This window comes from Pseudomonas sp. AL03 (assembly GCF_029960815.1).
Taxonomy (GTDB): Bacteria; Pseudomonadota; Gammaproteobacteria; order Pseudomonadales; family Pseudomonadaceae; genus Aquipseudomonas.
Map to the genome: position 1 here is coordinate 12593 of NZ_JASBRE010000044.1, position 17892 is coordinate 30484.

Here is a 17892-nt window from a genome sequence, read left to right on the forward strand (position 1 = left end):
TCGGCGTTTGGTTCGAACGCTACGCATCATAGAAAACGGCTATTAAATCGATAGCCAGCCATTTTCCAGGATGGTCTACCCTCACATCAGACGTCTGAAACAAGGGGACTCTCCATGCTCGCGCATCTTCCACCGGCCTTACAGAATCTGCAGTTACCGTTACGCCTGCGACTCTGGGACGGCCATGAATTCAACCTGGGGCCGACGCCCAGCGTCACAATTGTGGTCAAGGACCCACAAATGGTTACCCAGTTCACTCATCCAAGCCTGGACGTGCTCGGAGCGGCGTTTGTCGAAGGCAAACTTGAGCTGGAAGGCTCCATCAGCGAGGTGATTCGCGTCTGTGATGAATGGAGCCAGGCGTTGCTTGGAGACCGAGATAGTCAGCCAGTGCGCACCGTGCACGACAAGGAGACCGACGCCAAGGCGATTTCCTACCACTACGACCTTTCCAACGCGTTTTATCAGCTGTGGCTCGACAGCGACATGGCGTATTCCTGCGCCTATTTCGAGACCGGCAGCGAAACGCTGGAGCAAGCGCAACAAGCCAAATTCCGCCACCTGTGCCGCAAACTGCGGCTGCAACCAGGCGAATACCTGCTGGATGTCGGTTGCGGTTGGGGCGGACTGGCACGGTATGCCGCCCGGGAGTTTGGCGCGAAGGTGTTCGGGATCACACTCAGTAAAGAGCAATTGGAACTTGCCGGTGAACGCGTGACGGCCGAAGGCCTGGACGATTTGGTCGAACTGCAACTGCTCGACTACCGCGACCTGCCTCAGGACGGTCGCTTCGACAAAGTGGTCAGTGTCGGCATGTTCGAACACGTTGGCCACGCTAATCTGGCTGAGTACTGCAAAACCTTGTTCGGTGCGGTGAAAGAGGGTGGCCTGGTGATGAACCACGGGATCACCGCCAAGCACATCGATGGTCGTCCGGTGGGGCGCGGTGCCGGTGAATTCATCGAGAAGTATGTGTTCCCCAATGGCGAGCTGCCGCATCTGTCGATGATATCTGCCGAGATCAGCGAAGCAGGGCTGGAGATCGTCGACGTCGAGAGTCTGCGCTTGCATTACGCGCGTACCCTGGACCACTGGAGCGAACGCCTGGAAGACAATCTGGAAGCTGCTTCCCGGCTGGTGCCAGAGCAGGCCTTACGGATCTGGCGCCTGTACCTGGCGGGATGCGCTTACGCGTTCGCCAAGGGCTGGATCAATCTGCACCAGATTCTCGCGGTGAAAGCCCACCCCGATGGTAGCCATGAACTGCCATGGACTCGCGACGATATCTACAACCCTTAGAGAATTGGTGAAATAAGCCGGGCGATCCGCATGCCGACCTGTTGCAGGCGGTGGGTCTCCCGGCTTTCTTCTTTGGTGATCTCGTGGGCTTGGGCGAAGTCATCATTGAGCATCTGTTCTACTTCGGCGGCAAATGCGCTGTCGACCGTCAACAACATCACTTCAAAATTCAGCCGGAACGAGCGGTTGTCCAGATTGGCACTGCCAATGGCGCTGATTTCGCTGTCGATCAACACCACTTTCTGATGGAGGAATCCAGGCTCGTAGCGGAACACCCGCACGCCGGCGCGCACGGCTTCGAAGGCATAAAGGCTGGAGGCGGCGTAGACGATCCGGTGGTCCGGTCGTGAGGGCAGCAGCAGCCGCACATCTATGCCACGCAGAGCCGCCAGCCTTAACGCAGCGAACACGGCCTCGTCGGGGATGAAGTAAGGGCTGGTGATCCACACCCGTTCGGTCGCGGCATGGATGGCTTCGACGAAGAATAACGAACAGGTTTCGTAGGAATCTGCCGGGCCGCTCGCAAGCAATTGGCAGAGCACACCGTCGTCCGGATAAACGTCCGGCAGGATCAGCGGTGGTAATGATCGCGCTGCCCAGAACCAGTCTTCGGCGAAAGACTCTTGCATGCAGGCCACCACCGGGCCGCGTACTTGCACATGGGTATCGCGCCACGGCGCCAGGGGTGGTTTCTCGCCCATGTATTCATCGCCGACGTTGTGCCCACCGACGAAACCCAATACTCCATCGACCACCACAATCTTGCGGTGGTTGCGGAAGTTGACCTGGAAGCGGTTGAGCCAGCCGCTACGGGAGGCAAAGGCTTTGACCTCGACGCCGGCATCGCGCAACGGCTGCACGTAACTGTGAGGCAGGGAGTGGCTGCCGATGCGATCGTACAATAAATAAACCGCCACGCCTTCGGCGGCTTTCTTCAGCAGCAAGGTTTGCAGGCGCTGGCCGAGACGATCGTCGTGGATGATGAAAAACTGAATCAGCACCGCTTCCCTCGCATTGCTGATGGCTTCAAAAATGGCGTCGAAGGTGGCCTGGCCGTTAATCAGCAAGCGCACTTCATTGTTCGCCAAACAGGGCATGCGCCCAAGTTTCGGCATCGCCCTCAAGGATGCGTAAGCATTCGAGGCGCGAGCGGTCAACGCCTCTTCTACCCAAGGGCGCCAGTTCAGCTCGGAGATAGCCTTGCGCATTTCTTCGTTGGCCTGCCGCCGAGCCTTGATGTAGCCATCGAAGGTACTGCGGCCGAAGACCAGATACGGGATGAGCGTGAGGTAGGGAATAAACAGCAACGACAGGGCCCAGGCGATCGATCCCTGGGCGGTCCGGACGGTGAGCACGGCGTGGATGGCAGCGATCAGGCCCAGCGTGTGAAGCAATGCAATCATGTAGCCGAAAATATGCGGTCCAAAGTAATCCATGGGGGCAGCCTTGCTCCTGAAGATTCAATGCTTAACAGACCATGTTCCGTGCAGAATGTCGCTATTTAATTGGCCTCTGAACCGAAGCCACTGGCTGACGTCTAACGGCCACTACTGATCAGGAGTTACTCGATGAACGTTCGTCTGCTGGGTTTGGCCATGGCTGTTGGTTTGTCACTTCCTGTGGCCGCTCAGGCGCAGATGTTGCAGCCCGGTTTGTGGGAATTGACCACCAGCAACATGAAAGTCGATGACCAGAACCTCCCGGACTTGCAGCTGATCCTCGGCCAGATACAGAGCCAGATCACCCCTGAACAGCGCGCGCAGCTGGAGAAACAGGGCATCACCATGGGCGGCAAAGGGATTCGGGCTTGTTTGACACCGGAACAGGTGAAGACCGACGACATTCCGCTGACGGATCCACAATCGGGCTGCAAGCAGGAAGTCACTGATCGCACCGGCAACCAGTGGAAATTCCGCTTCAGTTGTCCGAAAGCGCAGGGCACCGGTGTCGCCACTTTCCTCAGTGATCGTGAGTTCACCACCAAGGTTAACGGCACTTTCAATGCCACCGGTATCCAGCAGAAGGGCAGCCTCGAAAGCCGCGCCGTATGGTTGGGTCAAGATTGCGGGACCGTTAAGCCGAGACCCTAAAAGCTCCGCGGGCAAGTCGGATCGCCGCACCGCTCGCTCCTACAGAATTGTGTCGGAGCGGGTTTGATTCAACCATTCACACATGGCTTCGATCTCCATCCTGCCGAAATCCTCTCCGGTACGACTCCGCACGCTGACAAACCCGCCTTCCTTTTCTTTCTCCCCGATCACCACCAGATACGGCACATGCTGACTGTGCTCGCGAATTTTTTGACGGACTTTCTCGTGGCGCAGATCCGCGCGGGCGCGCACGCCACTTCGGCGCAATGCCTCGGTCACGGATTGCGCGTAATCCGCCTGACGTTCGTCCATGCTGACGATGATGACGTGTGGCGGCGTCCGCCAGTTTTCCAGTTCCTGTTGGCAGGGCCAACACGTACCATAAATCCGCTGCTGCAACGTCCCGCTGATGTGGTCGAGGGTGAACGCTTGCAGCACTCTGGTCGCGGGGACATGAGGGCCAACTGTCGTAGACTCGAAGTTCCCCAGGCGGTACAGCTGCGTCTTCCCTAGACGGCGAATCGAGTGATTGGTCGCCGCCAGAGCCTGCATGCGCGCTTCGATCAGTGGCAGGTCTGTCTGCGTTAGGGATCGCTCGGCAGAAAATTCATAAAAGAACCCGTCGCCCAGCGCCATTCCTGCGTGCAGTTGAACCTGTGGATGGAGTTGTTTGACGGCCATGGCCAGCATCAGTGCACAGGAGCGTCGCAGGATCTCCAGCCCATCGGGCTCTTGAGGTGTGACGATGCTGACACGGGCATCGCCCTCGATCATGAACTCACAGTCCACCAGGACGCCGTCCACCCGACCTGCGACTGCCGCTTTTGCCAGCCCGGGCCCGATACTCGCGGCGAGCTCGTACACCGACAATGGCTGGTCGTATTCACGCAATGAACCATCGCTCAGGGTGATGTGAATCATGTCGGTGCTCTCGAGTGCTAGCGCATAAACCGTAGAGGTAAACCCTGACAGTTGTCATTAAGACGTTTGTCGTGCCAGGCCATTTGCCCCGACACAATCGTGGTACTGACGCTGTGGCGAAAACGCTGACGGGCGAAAGGTGTCCAGCCGCATTGAGACAGGATCGGCTGCTGGGAAACGGCGACACCACCGGGTTCGGGTTTGATCAGAACGAGGTCGGCCCAATAGCCTTCGCGCAGATAACCGCGGTCGGGAATGGCGAACAGATCGGCGACGCGATGACTGGTCTTGGCCACGAGCGTGGTGATCGGCAGAACTTCATCCGCGACCAATTCCAGCAGCGCGGGCAGGGCATGTTGCACCAACGGTAAGCCGGCAGGCGCCTGGCTGTACGGACGCTGTTTCTCGGCCCAGGTGTGTGGCGCGTGATCACTGCCGATCACGTCGAGTCGATTGCTCAGCAATGCTACGCGCAATGCATCGCGGTCGGTCGTGTTTTTGATCGCCGGGTTGCACTTGATCAGGTTACCGAGACTCGGGTAATCCCGATCATCGAACAGCAAGTGGTGCAGGCAGACTTCGGCGGTGATGCGCTTCTGGGCGAGCGGCTTGTCTTCGAACAACGTCAGTTCGCGGGCGGTGGTCAGGTGCAGAACATGCAGTCGGGTGCCGTGACGCCTGGCCAGGTCCACGGCCATTGAGGAGGAGCGAAAGCAGGCCTCGGCGTTGCGGATCAGCGGGTGGGCCGCAGCTGAAATGTGTTCGCCGAACAAGTCACGCAGGTTCGCGGCGTTGGCGTCGATGCTGGGCGTGTGTTCGCAGTGGGCCAACAAAATGGTGGGCACCTCGGCGAATAACCGCTCCAGAATCTTTGGGTCATCGACCAGCATGTTGCCGGTCGAAGCGCCCATGAACACTTTGACGCCAGCGACTTCACAGGGATTGAGCCTGGCGACGGTGTCAAGATTGTCGTTGCTCACGCCGAAATGAAAGGCGTAATTGGCGACTGAGTTGATCGCCGCTTTCCGCTTTTTGTCAGCCAGTGCGCTGAGGGTCAGGGTCGCAGGATGGGTGTTGGGCATGTCCATGAAGCTGGTGATGCCGCCGGCGACCGCGGCCCGGGATTCGGTGTAGAGGCTGCCCTTGTCCGGCGAGCCTGGGTCGCGGAAGTGCACTTGGTCGTCGATCATGCCGGGCAGCAGCCATTGCCCTTGTGCATCGATTTCCACGTCGGCATTTTCACCGTGGAGGCTGCTGGCGATCTTCACGATTCGACCGTTGCTCACCAACAGGTCACCGTCAAACTCGCGACCTTCATTCACCAGCCGGGCATTGCGAATCAGCATGCTGCTCATGGTCAAAACTCGTTCTGCAGGGCTTTGTAGCCGCGCACCAGGTCGACGTTGGTACGCGCCACGTCCTCGGAAAACTCCGAGGCGCTGACGCTCACCGGTGGGAACTGCGATAGATCTGTCTTCGGGCCGATGCGAGTGGTGGAGGGCACATAAAAGTCTTCAGGCAAATCGCGACCGTCGACCACCGAGTTGTGTCGCACCACGCAGCCGTCACCGACTGCGCAGTTGAACAGCACGCTGTTGAAACCGATAAACACCCGGTCGCCAACCTTGCACGGACCATGAACGATCGAGCGGTGGGCGATCGAGCTGAACTCGCCGATGGTCACTGCCGCGCCGGACTTGGAATGGATCACCACACCATCCTGGATGTTCGAGTTGGCGCCGATGGTGATCGGCTCCATCTCGCCCGAGGCATCCACCTCGTCGGCCCGAATCACCGCGTAGGGGCCGACGAAGACGTTTTCGCCGATCACCACTTTGCCGCAGATGATTGCGGTTTTATCGACGTACGCTGACTCCGCTATCACTGGCAAATCACCCGAAGGATTCTTGCGGATCATGGCTTGCTCACCGCGTTGTACAGGGTGTTGAGGTTGTACTCGAACAACCCGATAAAGGTGCTGGCCGGCCCGGTCGCCGCGAGCGCATCGGAGTACAACGTACCACCGATGTGCGCGCCACTTTCCTCGGCAATCTGCTTGAGCAGGCGTGCATCTTTGATGTTTTCCATGAACACCGCTTTGACCTTGGCCTGGCGTATCTGGGTGATCAGAGCAGCGACTTCTGCGGCGGACGGTTCGCGTTCAGTGGACAGGCCTTGAGGCGCCATGAAGTCGATGCCGTAAGCCTGACCGAGATAACCGAAGGCGTCATGGGACGTCACGATTTTGCGATTACCCGGTGGTACTGAGCCGAGTTTTGCCTTGGCTTCGGCAAGCAGCGCGTAGATCTGTTTCAGGTAGGCCTGACTGTTGTGTTCGTAGTCGGCTTTGTTGGTCGGGTCGGCGGCGATCAGTGCGTTGGTGATGTTGCTGATGTACAGCTCAGTGTTCGCCAGGTTGTGCCATGCGTGTGGGTCAGGAACCGCCTCGCCGTCCTCATCCAGGGAGCGCGGGATGACGCCGTGGCTTGCGCTGATCACTGGCGCTTTGGTCTCGGTGCTGGTTACCAGACGATCCAGCCATGGCTCGAAACCCAGGCCGTTTTTGATGATCAACTTGGCTTTGAGCAACGCCTTGGCGTCGTCAGGCGTCGGCTCGTAAGTGTGAGCATCGGCATCCGCGCCGACCATGTTGGTGATCTGGATATGGTCGCCGCCGACTTGATGGGTCATGTCGGCGAGGATACTGAAACTGGTGACTACCTGAAGTTTTTCCGCAGCAGACAGCGACATCGACAGCATCAAGCTGAACAGCACGAGTAAAGCGCGCATCGGGTAACACCTCATTGGGATGTGAGCAAAGGCGGGCGGCGCAGTAAACCGTGCACCGGTCCGAACACCACGGACAGCAGATACAAACCGCCGGCCACCAGCACGATCGCCGGGCCGCTGGGCAGTGAGTAGTAGAACGACAGCAATAAGCCGAGCCACACCGAGAGGCAGCCGAGCAGGGCGGCGATGGCCATTAACATCGGCAAGCGACGACTCCAGAAGCGAGACGCGGCGGCGGGCAACATCATCAAGCCGACCACCATCAGCGCGCCAATGGCCTGGAAACCGATCACCAGGTTCAGCACCACCAACATCAGAAACACACCGTGGGCCAGTGGTCCGAGGCGGCTGACGGTTTGTAGAAAGAGTGGGTCGAGGGTGTCCAGCAATAGGGGTTTGTAGATGAATGCCATGGCGATCAGGCTGAAGCCGGAGACCCAGAGCATGCCTGTCAACGTCGGGCCATCGACCGCCAGCGCCGAGCCAAACAACAGGTGCATCAGGTCCAGGCGTTTGCCGGCGATGCCGAGGATCAGCACGCCGCTGGCCAGTGAAATCGGGTAGATCGCGGCGAGGCTCGTGTCTTCCCGCAGGCCGGTTCGCCGGGTGATCCAGGCGGCGAGTCCGGCCATGCTGAGGCCTGCGCCGAGCCCGCCGATGGTCAGCGCGGGCAGACTCAAACCTGCGAACCAGAAGCCCAATGCAGCGCCGGGCAAGATACCGTGCGCCACCGCGTCACCGATCAGGCTCATGCGTCGCAGGATCAGAAACACACCGAGCGGTGCCGTGCTGCACGCCAGGACCAATCCACCAAGAAGCGCTCGACGCATGAACACGAACTCGTGGAATGGCTGCCAAAGATGAACGGCAGCGAGCATCAGGCCACCCGCGCTTGCGGTTGTTGATGGATCAGATCAATGCTCGACCCGAGGACGCAGCCGGTGCTTTTGATCAGCAACGTTTGAGGAATGTGTTGGCGAACGGCAGCCAGGTCATGGCACACGACAACCAAGGTTCGGCCTTCGGCATGCCAGGCGTGGATGTGTTTCCAGAGCAGCACCTGACCGAGTTCGTCGAGGGCGGCGTGGGGTTCGTCGAGCAACAGCAATGGCGCTTGCGCGAGGCTCAAACGGGCGAGCAGGGCACGCTGTAATTCGCCGCCGGACAAGGCCATCAATGGGCGCTGCTCCAGACCGGTCAGACACCAGTCTTCCAGCACGGCTTTGAGGCGTTGGCTGCGTATTTCTGCAGACCGCGTGCTGCCCCAGAAACCGGCGGCCACTAGCTCTTGCAAGCTGATGGGGAATTGGCGGTCCAGGTGTTGTTGCTGTGGAAGGAACGAGAGGCCGCCCTTGCGTGGAACATCCAGTTCGATTTTGCCGATGAGCGGTTTTTGTAAACCCGCGATCACTTTCAGCAGGCTGCTTTTACCCGAGCCATTGGCGCCGATCACAGCGGTCAGGCTGCCCCTGGGCAATTGGAAATCTACGGGTGGCGTGAGCGGTTGACCGGGTGCGCCCCATCGCAAGGCTTGGCAATGAATCATGCGGCCTCCCAATTCCAGCGGCTTTCGGCGACCGCGTCGTGTGCGTGGAGGCTTTCGGCGTGGATGACTCGTATGTGGAAGGCGTTGATGCCGGGGGAGCGTTTCAGGGCCAGGTTCAAACGTCGTGCGGCGTCTTCGCAGAACATCAGGTTCTGACCGTTTGCCAGGGCGAAGGCTTGTTCATCGGCGCGTTTTACAGCGGTTTGTACGGCGGTGCCGAGGGCCGCTTCGGCGTCGTTGATGATTGCGATCAGCGGCAAGTCATCCAGATAGTCACTCAGTCGAAGCCGTAATTTCGCATTGCTCCGTTGGCTGTGAGGCGTTGCGATGATGCCTTTTGTGGAGCCGAGCCAGGTCAATACATCGGCGTGTTTCAGCGGCTGGTTGGCGAAGTCATCGACGAATTGCTGCTGAATCAACTGCCGGGAAAGCGCCGCTGAACACGGGCAGGTCGAGGAATAAGGCACGTCGATTTTTAGTTCCACGTGGAACATCGCGTTTTTCAAACGTGCTTCGATGCTCACTGGATACGTTTTCCAGCCGGCCAATGGACTGATTAGCGCCGGTCTTTTGAGCAGTAAATCGGTGTGAATTTTTAAGTACGCGCTAGTGGACAGTCCTTCATGAGTGTTGAGAAAGCTTTGCAAAACTCGCCGCAACAAGACGGGCGTCAGGTTTTCTTGCTCAAGCATTTCCAGCGTCAAATACAGCCGCGACATATGAATCCCGCGCGCCTCTCCATCATCAAGGCTGACGCCCGCGTCGGCCTTTGCACTCAGTCGTTGGCCATCGAATAAAACAGGAAGAGCAATGCCGCACATGCCCACCCAGTCAAGTGGCAGGGCTTGGCGTGAGGCCTGCGCGGCAATATCCGGCAGAGTCAGCGCATTCATGAGCAGGTCCATCGTGGGAGTCGATTCAATATGTTATGTTATTACATTAGAATCAACCATGCCTTTTTTATGAACGGGCTTTCATCATGCGTTTTCCCTGAGCGCTCCCGAACGGCTGATCATCGATGTGAGTGGCGCCAACCTGAATGGCAACCTCAGTCAGTTGGCGCTCAGCAACACTGTGATTCGCTCGATCCGTTCCCGGCAATTTGGTCAGGGTGATACGGGGATCGTCCTCGACTTCAGCGGTCCGGTGCAGCTCGCCAGTTTTTTGCTGCCACCGCAGGACGGCCAGGGCCATCGACTGGTACTTGATCTGAAGGTGGAGCGACCTCCGCCACGGCGCGCTTCATGGCGCAACGGGCCTGCTCAATCTCAAAGACAAGGACCCGATACTCGCCGGGGTGATTCTCGACATGTCGATGAACGCGACCATCGCGCCACCAGCAGGCCGTAGCCGATGGTTTATTCGAAGGATTACAGCGCTACTTCCAGAAAAACCCGCCGGTAAACACTTACATCGCGTGGCTGCAGGAGCAGAAAAAGTCCCAGGCCTAACACCCTGCAATTCGGCTACAAGTGAACTTGCCGCTGCTGCCGCCAGAGCTGGAAAACCGATTGATGGTGGTCCAGCCGACGCGGCGGTTATAGCCCACCCAGGCTTCGCCATCGGAAGCGAGCCCAGTGAAAAACGTGAGTTGTCCATAGCGACTGTTGGTCTGCGCCCAGTGGCGTTTTCCGGCCGCTTCGAAGCCCCGCAAATAGATCGTACTACCGACGGTGTTGACGCTATAGGCGTTGCCGTCGCCATCCACGCAGGCCAGCAGATGGGCGCTTCGGGTGCATTTGGCCAGGCTCGGGATTTGCGCCCAGGCGTCGACAGCGATCAGCAGCGAAACGCTCATCAGCGTTATTTTCAGGGCTACACGCATAGGATTTCTCACGGACCGAATGGGCTTGAGCATCGTGCTCTTTATCATCGTGGGCAAGAGGAGAGTGGCTTGATCGTGTTGTTATACTATAACATCAAGTTAAGCCCGACACTGCGACCGGGCATCTCTGTGAGGAATACCTGATGCCCAATCGTCTCCCCGTGACCGTCCTGTCGGGCTTTCTCGGCGCGGGCAAAAGCACGCTGCTCAACTACGTGTTGCGCAATCGCGACACCCTGCGCGTTGCCGTGATCGTCAATGATATGAGCGAAATCAACATCGATGGCGGGGAAGTCCAGCGCGATGTCACCCTGAATCGTGCGCAAGAAAAACTGGTGGAGATGAGCAATGGCTGCATCTGCTGCACCTTGCGCGAAGACTTGCTGGAAGAGGTGAGCAAACTCGCCAAGGAGGGTCGCTTTGATTATTTGTTGATCGAATCCACCGGCATTTCCGAGCCGCTGCCCGTGGCGGAAACCTTCACCTTCCGGGATGAAGAAGGGCAGAGCCTGGCTGACATCGCCCGGCTCGACACCATGGTCACGGTAGTTGATGGCATGAATTTCCTGCTCGACTATCAGGCCGCCGAAAGTCTCGCTTCCCGTGGTGAAACATTGGACGAGGAGGACGAACGCTCGATCACCGACCTGTTGATCGAGCAGATCGAGTTCGCCGACGTGATTCTGATCAGCAAAATCGACTTGATCAGCAGCAGTGAACGCCAGGAGCTGATCGCGATCCTTGAGCGGCTCAATGCCCAGGCAGAAATCATCCCCATGGTCATGGGCGAAATTCCCTTGGAGAAGATCCTGAATACCGGTCGTTTCGATTTCGACAAGGCCGCTCAGGCGCCGGGCTGGTTACAGGAGTTACGTGGCGAGCATGTGCCCGAAACCGACGAATACGGCATCGCTTCGACGGCCTACCGAGCACGCCGACCGTTTCATCCTCAGCGCTTTTTCAGTTTTATCGATCGCCCATGGGTGAATGGAAAACTGCTGCGCTCCAAAGGGTTTTTCTGGCTGGCGAGTAAGCACATGGACGCCGCTAGCTGGTCCCAGGCCGGCGGTTTGATGCGCCATGGTTTCGCCGGACGCTGGTGGCGTTTCGTACCGAAACAGCAGTGGCCGCAGGACGAAGAAAGCACGGCCGGAATCATGGAAAACTGGACCGCAGCCACCGGCGATTGCCGTCAGGAACTGGTGTTCATCGGCCAGAACATCGACTTCGCGCAACTCACCACCGAACTCGACAATTGCCTGCTGACCGACGATGAAATGGCGTTGGGTGTCGAGGGCTGGCGATTACTGCCAGATCCATTCGGCCCGTGGCATGAAGAGGCGGCAGCCTGATGTTGGCACCCCGTCTGAAGCCGCGACCGATCATTCATCAGGTTCAAGGTGAGACGCCGCAAGCACTGACCCGAATACTGGATGACGGCGTAAATCTTGCCATTTGGCAGCGCCAACTGCCGGCGCACATCGCTGATTTCGGGAGTTTGCTGCTGTCCCTGAACGAACCGTTGGCCGAGTCGCTGGTTCTGGACCTGCCCAGTGATGACACCGAACCCAATCTTCACGGATTGGCCTCAGGTTTCAGCGATCTCGAAGGTTACGAGGGTTTCGTCGCCGACGTCTCCTGGCTGGTCAGTGCTTTCGCCTGTTTGCTGGGCGCCAAGCGTATCGGCCTGCGTCTGCGGGTCCTGGACAAGGCCATGTGCCCGCGTTTCCACGTCGATCATGTGCCGGTACGGTTGATTACCACCTACGCCGGGATTGGCAGCCAGTGGTTGAAAGAAGGCGTGATGGATCGCCGTCAATTGAGCAAGCCCGAGGCCGAGCCTCAGGACGGTCCGCTGATCGAGCAGATCGCCAGCGGTGACGTCGCGCTGCTCAAAGGCGAGAAATGGCACGGCAACGAAGGCTTTGGCCTTATTCACCGTTCGCCACAGCTTGCGTCCGGTGAGCGGCGGTTGATACTGACGCTCGACTGGCTAGGCTAACGCTTCAAGGCTTGAGCCAGGTTCCCTGGCTCTGGGCTTCGCAAAACGGCTTTAAATACGCCGCATCCGTGGCGACGCCGTAATAGTGAATATCCTGACGGTAAGGCATATTGGCGACTTGGGCGTTGCTGCACACGCCGAATGCGCCGGTGGGGCATTGATCAACGTACTGCACCTCGACTTTCTGTCCCGGAAGGTTCGGCTGGCAGAAACCATCGGCGAACAGTTTTTCCGGGAGGTTGCGGTTCTGCTGGCAGACTTTCACGTCGAGTCGCGTAGCCGTGCTATGTACCACGCAGGCCTGGGCCAGCACCTCACCCGAAGTGAGCGCCAGGAGCAACGACAATCCCATCAACCGCATCCACCACCTCCTCAGAAAACATCGACCATGTTGCAGAATATTCCCACTCACGTCATTGCTGGCCCGTTGGGTGCCGGCAAGACCAGCTTGATCAAGAATCTGCTGATGCAGCGGCCGGTCGGTGAGCGCTGGGCAGTGCTGATCAACGAGTTCGGCCAGATCGGCCTCGACGCTGCGTTGCTGACCCAGGACGCCGATGGTATCGCACTGGGTGAAGTGGCCGGGGGTTGCTTGTGTTGCGTCAACGGTGCGCCGTTTCAGATCGGTCTCGGGCGTTTGCTGCGCAAGGCGCGCCCGGATCGGCTATTCATCGAACCTTCCGGGCTGGGTCATCCGGCGCAGTTGCTCAGGCAGTTGAGTGAGGCGCCGTGGCATGGCGTGCTGGCAATTCAGCCTTGTGTGCTGGTATTGGATGCCCAGGCACTCGCCGCTGGCAAACCACTGCCCGAGGCGCAACAGGAGGCGTTGAGCAGTGCCGGTTTGTTGTTGCTGAACAAGGCGGAAGGTCTCGACGCCAATGATCGCCAGCGAATCGCCGCGCAGCTGCCTTCTCAACCTCTGTATTGGACGCAGCAAGCCCTCTTGCCGTTGAGCAAATTACCGGGGTTCGGGGTTCAGGCTGTGGCGGGTGTGGATAACTTCATCGCGCCCAAAGGTTTGGCGCAGATGCCGGCCATCTGGACGGATCCCGCGCTGCCAATTTGCTTGAGTCAGGAACAGGAGGGCGGCTGGAGCGTCGGCTGGCGTTGGCATCCGAGTCAGACATTCGATGCGGCGCGCGTTGGCCAGTGGCTTGAAAGCCTTGTCTGGCGGCGGGCGAAGCTGGTTATCCACAGCGTCGACGGTTGGGTTTCGGCGAATGCACTGGAAAACTCGGTGCTGAACTGGCAGCCCAGCGAATGGCGGCGTGATTCGCGTATCGAGCTGATTTTCAGTGAACCGCAGGATATTGATTCATTGCAGAGAGATCTAGCCAACTGCCGATTGAGCCCGACTCAAATCATGGACGCCATTTAGTGTGTTCTTGCCGCCACTGGCTCAGCTCGATCACTTCAGCGCGCGGCTTCACGACATCGCCCACCGCAGGCGTGTCGTCGAACGGCATCGGGTAGGGCGCCAGCTCAATCTGCGCACTGTGGGCGCCGAACTGGGTGATGGTGCCGTTGTGACGGGTTTCACCGGTCACTGTGAATTCGAAGTTGTACACACGGGCGAGACGCCGCCGGTCGTTGGCATCTTTGACGAACGCGATCTTTTTCAAGGCCACGTTGCCGTCCAGCAGCTCGATTCCAAGCTTTGCGCAATGCTGCTTGACCCGTTCCAACGCACGCTCGCGCAAGCCATGGTTGTGCCACAACCACGCGCCACCGGTGGCAAGCAGCATCAGGACGAAGATATTTCCAAGGGTCAGCATGAACAAGTTGCTCCAACTAGATAGTGTCAGCTTAACTGCGTCGCCGGTCTGTCGTACAGGCTGCGTTTAGTCGCATACTGCGCGGCTTGAATTTTAATCGTTTTACGGAAAACTCACCGCATGAAACGTACGCCCCATCTGCTCGCCATCCAGTCCCACGTGGTGTTCGGTCACGCTGGCAACAGCGCCGCGGTTTTCCCGATGCAGCGGGTCGGGGTGAATGTCTGGCCGCTCAATACCGTGCAGTTCTCCAACCACACCCAGTACGGCCAGTGGGCCGGTGAAGTGCTGGCGCCGCATCAGATTCCCGAGCTGGTCGAAGGCATCGCGGCGATTGGCGAGCTGGGCAACTGCGACGCCGTGTTGTCCGGGTATCTCGGCAGTGCGGCCCAGGGCCGGGCGATTCTGACGGGTGTGGCGCGGATCAAGTCGATGAATCCCAAGGCGCTGTATCTGTGTGACCCGGTGATGGGCCACCCGGAGAAGGGTTGCAGCGTGCCGGCGGAAGTCAGCGATTTCCTGCTGGAGGAGGCGGCTGCGGTGGCGGACTTCATGTGCCCGAACCAGCTGGAACTGGACAGCTTTTCGGGGCGCAGACCGCAATCGTTGTTCGATTGCCTGGCCATGGCGCGAGCGTTGCTGGCGCGCGGTCCAAAGGCTGTGCTGGTCAAGCATCTGGACTATCCCGGTAAGCCGGCGGATGTTTTCGAGATGCTGCTGGTGACGGCCGAAGGCAGCTGGCATTTGCGTCGTCCCATGCTGGCATTTCCGCGTCAGCCAGTGGGCGTTGGCGATCTGACATCCGGGCTGTTTCTGGCTCGCGTGCTGTTGGGCGATAGCCTGGTGGCGGCTTTCGAGTTTGCAGCGTCGGCGGTGCATGAAGTGCTGCTGGAAACCCAGGCCTGCGCCAGCTATGAGCTGGAATTGGTGCGGGCTCAGGACCGGATTGCCCATCCACGGGTGCGGTTCGAGGCGACGGCGATCAGCTTGTAACGGCGTCGCGGGCAGAAAAAACCGCAGCCTCTGCAGAGGCTGCGGCCTTTGCCCTATCAGGCGTCGCCCTTGATGTCCTGATAACGCTTTTCCAGTTCCTGACGAATCTGCCGACGTTGCTGGGCCTGCATGAAGCGGCGTTTGTCTTCGCTGTTCTGCGGTTGCAGTGGTGGGACAGCAGCCGGTTTGCGGTCGTCATCCACGGCGACCATGGTGAAGAAGCAGCTGTTGGTGTGGCGCACCGAGCGCTCACGAATGTTCTCGGTAACCACCTTGATGCCCACCTCCATGGAGGTGTTGCCGGTGTAATTGACCGAGGCCAGAAAGGTCACCAGTTCGCCGACATGAATCGGCTCGCGGAAAATCACTTGGTCCACCGACAGGGTCACCACGTAGCGGCCGGCATAACGGCTGGCGCAGGCGTAGGCCACTTCGTCGAGGTATTTGAGCAAGGTACCGCCGTGGACATTGCCAGAGAAGTTGGCCATGTCGGGGGTCATCAATACCGTCATCGACAGTTGTGCGTTTCCGGGTTCCATAGCGTTCTCACGGTTCAAGGCAGAATTTCGGGAGGGCGGCACCTCTGCGGGCGCCTCGTCAGCTTTTCCAAACCAACAGTTATCGGGACGCCGAGCGGGTGGCTGCCGTCACGCTCGGATCGATCTGTTTCCATATATTGCACCGTCTTTCTGCCAGAAGTCGCGGTGTTACCCTTCAAAAGCCCGCCTCAAGGGCAATTCCTACTCGGAAAGTGGATTTTTTCCTTGCTCGAACAGACCTTTCCCACGTCTGTCGATTGAGCAATGTACCCAAGGAGCCCCACACCATGCACGCCATCAGTTTTATTCAAGATTTGGCAGTGATCATGTTGATCGCGGGTGTGGTGACCGTACTGTTTCATCGCTTCAAACAACCGGTGGTGCTCGGCTACATCGTCGCCGGCTTCATCATCGGTCCGCACACCCCGCCGTTCAGCCTGATTCACGATGAAGAAACCATCAAGACCCTCGCCGAACTCGGGGTGATTTTCCTGATGTTCTGCCTGGGTCTGGAGTTCAGCCTGCGCAAGCTGTTCAAGGTCGGCGCCACGGCGTTCATCGCGGCGTTCCTGGAAATCGTGTTGATGATCTGGATCGGCTACGAGATCGGCCGCTGGTTCGACTGGAACACCATGGACTCATTGTTCCTTGGCGCGATCCTGGCGATTTCCTCAACCACCATCATCGTCAAGGCGCTCAATGACCTGAAGATGAAGAACGAACGTTTTGCGCAGCTGATCTTCGGTGTGCTGATCGTCGAGGATATCCTTGGGATCGGCATCATCGCTTTGCTATCGAGCATCGCGGTCAGCGGCACGGTCAGTTCCGGCGACGTGTTTTCCACGGTCGGCAAGCTCTCGCTCTTCATGATCGTCGCACTGGTCATCGGCATCCTGTTGGTACCGCGATTGCTGGCCTACGTGGCGAAGTTCGACAGCAATGAAATGCTGCTGATCACTGTGTTGGGGCTGTGTTTCGGCTTCTGTTTGCTGGTGGTCAAACTCGAGTACAGCATGGTGCTCGGCGCCTTCCTGATTGGCGCGATCATGGCTGAATCCCGGCAATTGCTGAAAATCGAACGCTTGATCGAACCGGTTCGCGACCTGTTCAGTGCGATCTTTTTTGTCGCCATCGGGTTGATGCTCGATCCGATGATCCTGCTGCAATATGCGTGGCCAATTGCGGTGATCACCGTGGCCGTGGTGCTGGGCAAGATGTTGTCTTGCGGCCTGGGCGCCTTTATCGCTGGCAATGATGGACGCACCTCACTTCGAGTCGGGATGGGTCTTTCGCAGATTGGCGAATTTTCTTTCATCATCGCCGCGCTGGGCATGACGCTGCAGGTCACCAGCAACTTCCTCTACCCGGTCGCCGTTGCTGTCTCGGTGATCACCACGTTGCTGACGCCTTACCTGATCCGCGCGGCTGATCCGCTGTCGATCAAGCTTGCCTCGGTGATGCCGCAACGACTGGGCAGGGTATTGGGGATGTACGGTGAATGGCTGCGCAGCATCCAGCCTCAGGGCGAGGGCGCGCTGCTGGCATCGATGATTCGGCGGATTCTGTTGCAAGTGGGGGTCAATCTGGCACTGGTGATTGCGATCTTTTTCTCGGGCGCGTTTTTTGCCGAGCGCATGTCGGCGTACCTGCAAGCCTGGATCAGTGACCCGAGCTGGCAGAAAGCGTTGATCTGGGGTGGGGCGTTGCTGTTGTCGCTACCGTTCCTGATTGCCGCCTATCGCAAGCTCAAGGCGCTTTCGATGCTGTTGGCGGAGATGGGCGTGAAGCCGGAGATGGCCGGCCGCCACACGCAGCGAGTGCGCCGGGTGATCGCCGAAGTGATCCCGATCCTCTCGCTGCTGTTGATTTTCCTGCTGCTGGCAGCCTTGTCGGCCAGTATTCTGCCGACCAACAAGTTGCTGATGCTGATCGTCGTAGTCGCGGCCGCTGTAGCGGCGCTGCTCTGGCGCTGGTTCATCCGCGTTCATACGCGCATGCAGGTGGCCTTGCTGGAAACCCTGGACAACCACAAGGATTCGTCCGGGCATTGAAATTTGACCTGTAATTGGATGGACTCGCCCAAGCCGAGGCGTCAATGCGCCACGGTGGCAG

19 protein-coding genes and 1 pseudogene are annotated in these 17892 nt (G+C 58.8%); 8 read left to right on the forward strand and 12 right to left on the reverse strand.

Going from position 1 to position 17892, the window contains the following annotated elements; all coding sequences use genetic code 11:
• Positions 1 to 114 precede the first annotated feature (114 nt).
• Positions 115 to 1299, forward strand: coding sequence for a C17 cyclopropane fatty acid synthase CfaB (cfaB, locus tag QK293_RS25990; RefSeq protein ID WP_282382814.1), 1185 nt, complete (start codon positions 115 to 117; stop codon positions 1297 to 1299).
• Here cfaB and cls read toward each other — a convergent pair.
• A complete protein-coding gene (cls, locus tag QK293_RS25995; protein ID WP_282382817.1) occupies positions 1296 to 2735 on the reverse strand; it encodes a cardiolipin synthase in 1440 nt (479 codons plus the stop codon). The two genes, cfaB and cls, sit on opposite strands and share 4 nt — an antisense overlap.
• A 132-nt stretch (positions 2736 to 2867) precedes the next feature.
• Here cls and QK293_RS26000 point away from each other — a divergent pair, with 132 nt between their 5' ends.
• Entirely contained in the window at positions 2868 to 3389 is a 522-nt protein-coding gene (locus QK293_RS26000) for a DUF3617 domain-containing protein (protein WP_282382819.1), read from the forward strand.
• Between the two features lie 39 nt (positions 3390 to 3428).
• On the opposite strand, the gene QK293_RS26005 is transcribed toward QK293_RS26000, so the two are convergent.
• The 7 genes from QK293_RS26005 to folE2 are packed head-to-tail and all read right to left on the reverse strand — an operon-like array spanning position 3429 to position 9539.
• Positions 3429 to 4310, reverse strand: a complete 882-nt coding sequence (locus QK293_RS26005; RefSeq protein WP_282382821.1) for a His/Gly/Thr/Pro-type tRNA ligase C-terminal domain-containing protein — start codon at positions 4308 to 4310, stop codon at positions 3429 to 3431.
• Positions 4311 to 4327: 17 nt separating this feature from the next.
• Positions 4328 to 5665 carry a dihydroorotase gene (locus tag QK293_RS26010; protein WP_282382823.1) on the reverse strand — a complete coding sequence of 446 codons (1338 nt, stop codon included), beginning with the start codon at positions 5663 to 5665 and terminating at the stop codon, positions 4328 to 4330.
• Between the two features lie 2 nt (positions 5666 to 5667).
• Positions 5668 to 6228: a DapH/DapD/GlmU-related protein gene (locus QK293_RS26015; RefSeq protein WP_056738548.1), complete on the reverse strand. Its 561-nt coding sequence runs from the start codon at positions 6226 to 6228 to the stop codon at positions 5668 to 5670.
• On the reverse strand, positions 6225 to 7100 hold the full coding sequence (locus tag QK293_RS26020; protein WP_282382827.1) for a metal ABC transporter substrate-binding protein: 876 nt from the start codon (positions 7098 to 7100) through the stop codon (positions 6225 to 6227). The genes QK293_RS26015 and QK293_RS26020 overlap by 4 nt, the downstream gene beginning before the upstream one ends.
• Positions 7101 to 7111: 11 nt before the next feature.
• Positions 7112 to 7978 carry a metal ABC transporter permease gene (locus tag QK293_RS26025; protein ID WP_282382829.1) on the reverse strand — a complete coding sequence of 289 codons (867 nt, stop codon included), beginning with the start codon at positions 7976 to 7978 and terminating at the stop codon, positions 7112 to 7114.
• On the reverse strand, positions 7978 to 8646 hold the full coding sequence (locus QK293_RS26030; protein WP_282382832.1) for an ATP-binding cassette domain-containing protein: 669 nt from the start codon (positions 8644 to 8646) through the stop codon (positions 7978 to 7980). The genes QK293_RS26025 and QK293_RS26030 overlap by 1 nt, the downstream gene beginning before the upstream one ends.
• Positions 8643 to 9539, reverse strand: coding sequence for a GTP cyclohydrolase FolE2 (gene folE2, locus QK293_RS26035; RefSeq protein WP_282382835.1), 897 nt, complete (start codon positions 9537 to 9539; stop codon positions 8643 to 8645). Before folE2 ends, QK293_RS26030 begins: the two co-directional genes overlap by 4 nt.
• 91 nt (positions 9540 to 9630) lie before the next feature.
• Between folE2 and QK293_RS26040 the strand changes: the two are divergent.
• Positions 9631 to 10097, forward strand: a pseudogene (locus QK293_RS26040) (AMIN domain-containing protein); the annotation flags it as partial.
• Here QK293_RS26040 and QK293_RS26045 read toward each other — a convergent pair.
• Entirely contained in the window at positions 10094 to 10471 is a 378-nt protein-coding gene (locus QK293_RS26045) for a glutamine synthetase (RefSeq protein WP_282382837.1), read from the reverse strand. The pseudogene QK293_RS26040 and the gene QK293_RS26045 sit on opposite strands and share 4 nt — an antisense overlap.
• Positions 10472 to 10614: 143 nt before the next feature.
• On the opposite strand from QK293_RS26045, the gene zigA reads away from it, so the two are divergent.
• Complete coding sequence (gene zigA, locus QK293_RS26050) at positions 10615 to 11823, forward strand: zinc metallochaperone GTPase ZigA (protein WP_282382840.1); 1209 nt, start codon at positions 10615 to 10617, stop codon at positions 11821 to 11823.
• Positions 11823 to 12473, forward strand: a complete 651-nt coding sequence (locus QK293_RS26055; RefSeq protein WP_282382842.1) for a DUF1826 domain-containing protein — start codon at positions 11823 to 11825, stop codon at positions 12471 to 12473. Before zigA ends, QK293_RS26055 begins: the two co-directional genes overlap by 1 nt.
• 4 nt (positions 12474 to 12477) lie before the next feature.
• On the opposite strand, the gene QK293_RS26060 is transcribed toward QK293_RS26055, so the two are convergent.
• A complete protein-coding gene (locus QK293_RS26060; protein ID WP_282382844.1) occupies positions 12478 to 12834 on the reverse strand; it encodes an NADH:ubiquinone oxidoreductase in 357 nt (118 codons plus the stop codon).
• Positions 12835 to 12861: 27 nt separating this feature from the next.
• Here QK293_RS26060 and QK293_RS26065 point away from each other — a divergent pair, with 27 nt between their 5' ends.
• Positions 12862 to 13851 (forward strand): CobW-like GTP-binding protein, encoded by a 990-nt coding sequence (locus QK293_RS26065; protein WP_282382847.1) that lies wholly within the window; start codon positions 12862 to 12864, stop codon positions 13849 to 13851.
• Here QK293_RS26065 and QK293_RS26070 read toward each other — a convergent pair.
• The gene (locus QK293_RS26070) at positions 13835 to 14248 is read right to left on the reverse strand and encodes a DUF3301 domain-containing protein (RefSeq protein ID WP_282382850.1); all 414 of its coding nucleotides are present in this window, start codon (positions 14246 to 14248) and stop codon (positions 13835 to 13837) included. The two genes, QK293_RS26065 and QK293_RS26070, sit on opposite strands and share 17 nt — an antisense overlap.
• A gap of 120 nt (positions 14249 to 14368) precedes the next feature.
• On the opposite strand from QK293_RS26070, the gene pdxY reads away from it, so the two are divergent.
• Complete coding sequence (pdxY, locus tag QK293_RS26075) at positions 14369 to 15241, forward strand: pyridoxal kinase PdxY (protein WP_282382853.1); 873 nt, start codon at positions 14369 to 14371, stop codon at positions 15239 to 15241.
• A 56-nt stretch (positions 15242 to 15297) separates the two neighbouring features.
• Here the strand turns inward: pdxY and QK293_RS26080 are convergent, their stop codons facing one another.
• On the reverse strand, positions 15298 to 15780 hold the full coding sequence (locus QK293_RS26080) for an acyl-CoA thioesterase (protein WP_074872148.1): 483 nt from the start codon (positions 15778 to 15780) through the stop codon (positions 15298 to 15300).
• 287 nt (positions 15781 to 16067) lie between these two features.
• Between QK293_RS26080 and QK293_RS26085 the strand changes: the two genes are divergently transcribed.
• Positions 16068 to 17831: a cation:proton antiporter gene (locus QK293_RS26085; RefSeq protein ID WP_282382857.1), complete on the forward strand. Its 1764-nt coding sequence runs from the start codon at positions 16068 to 16070 to the stop codon at positions 17829 to 17831.
• Positions 17832 to 17892 lie beyond the last annotated feature (61 nt).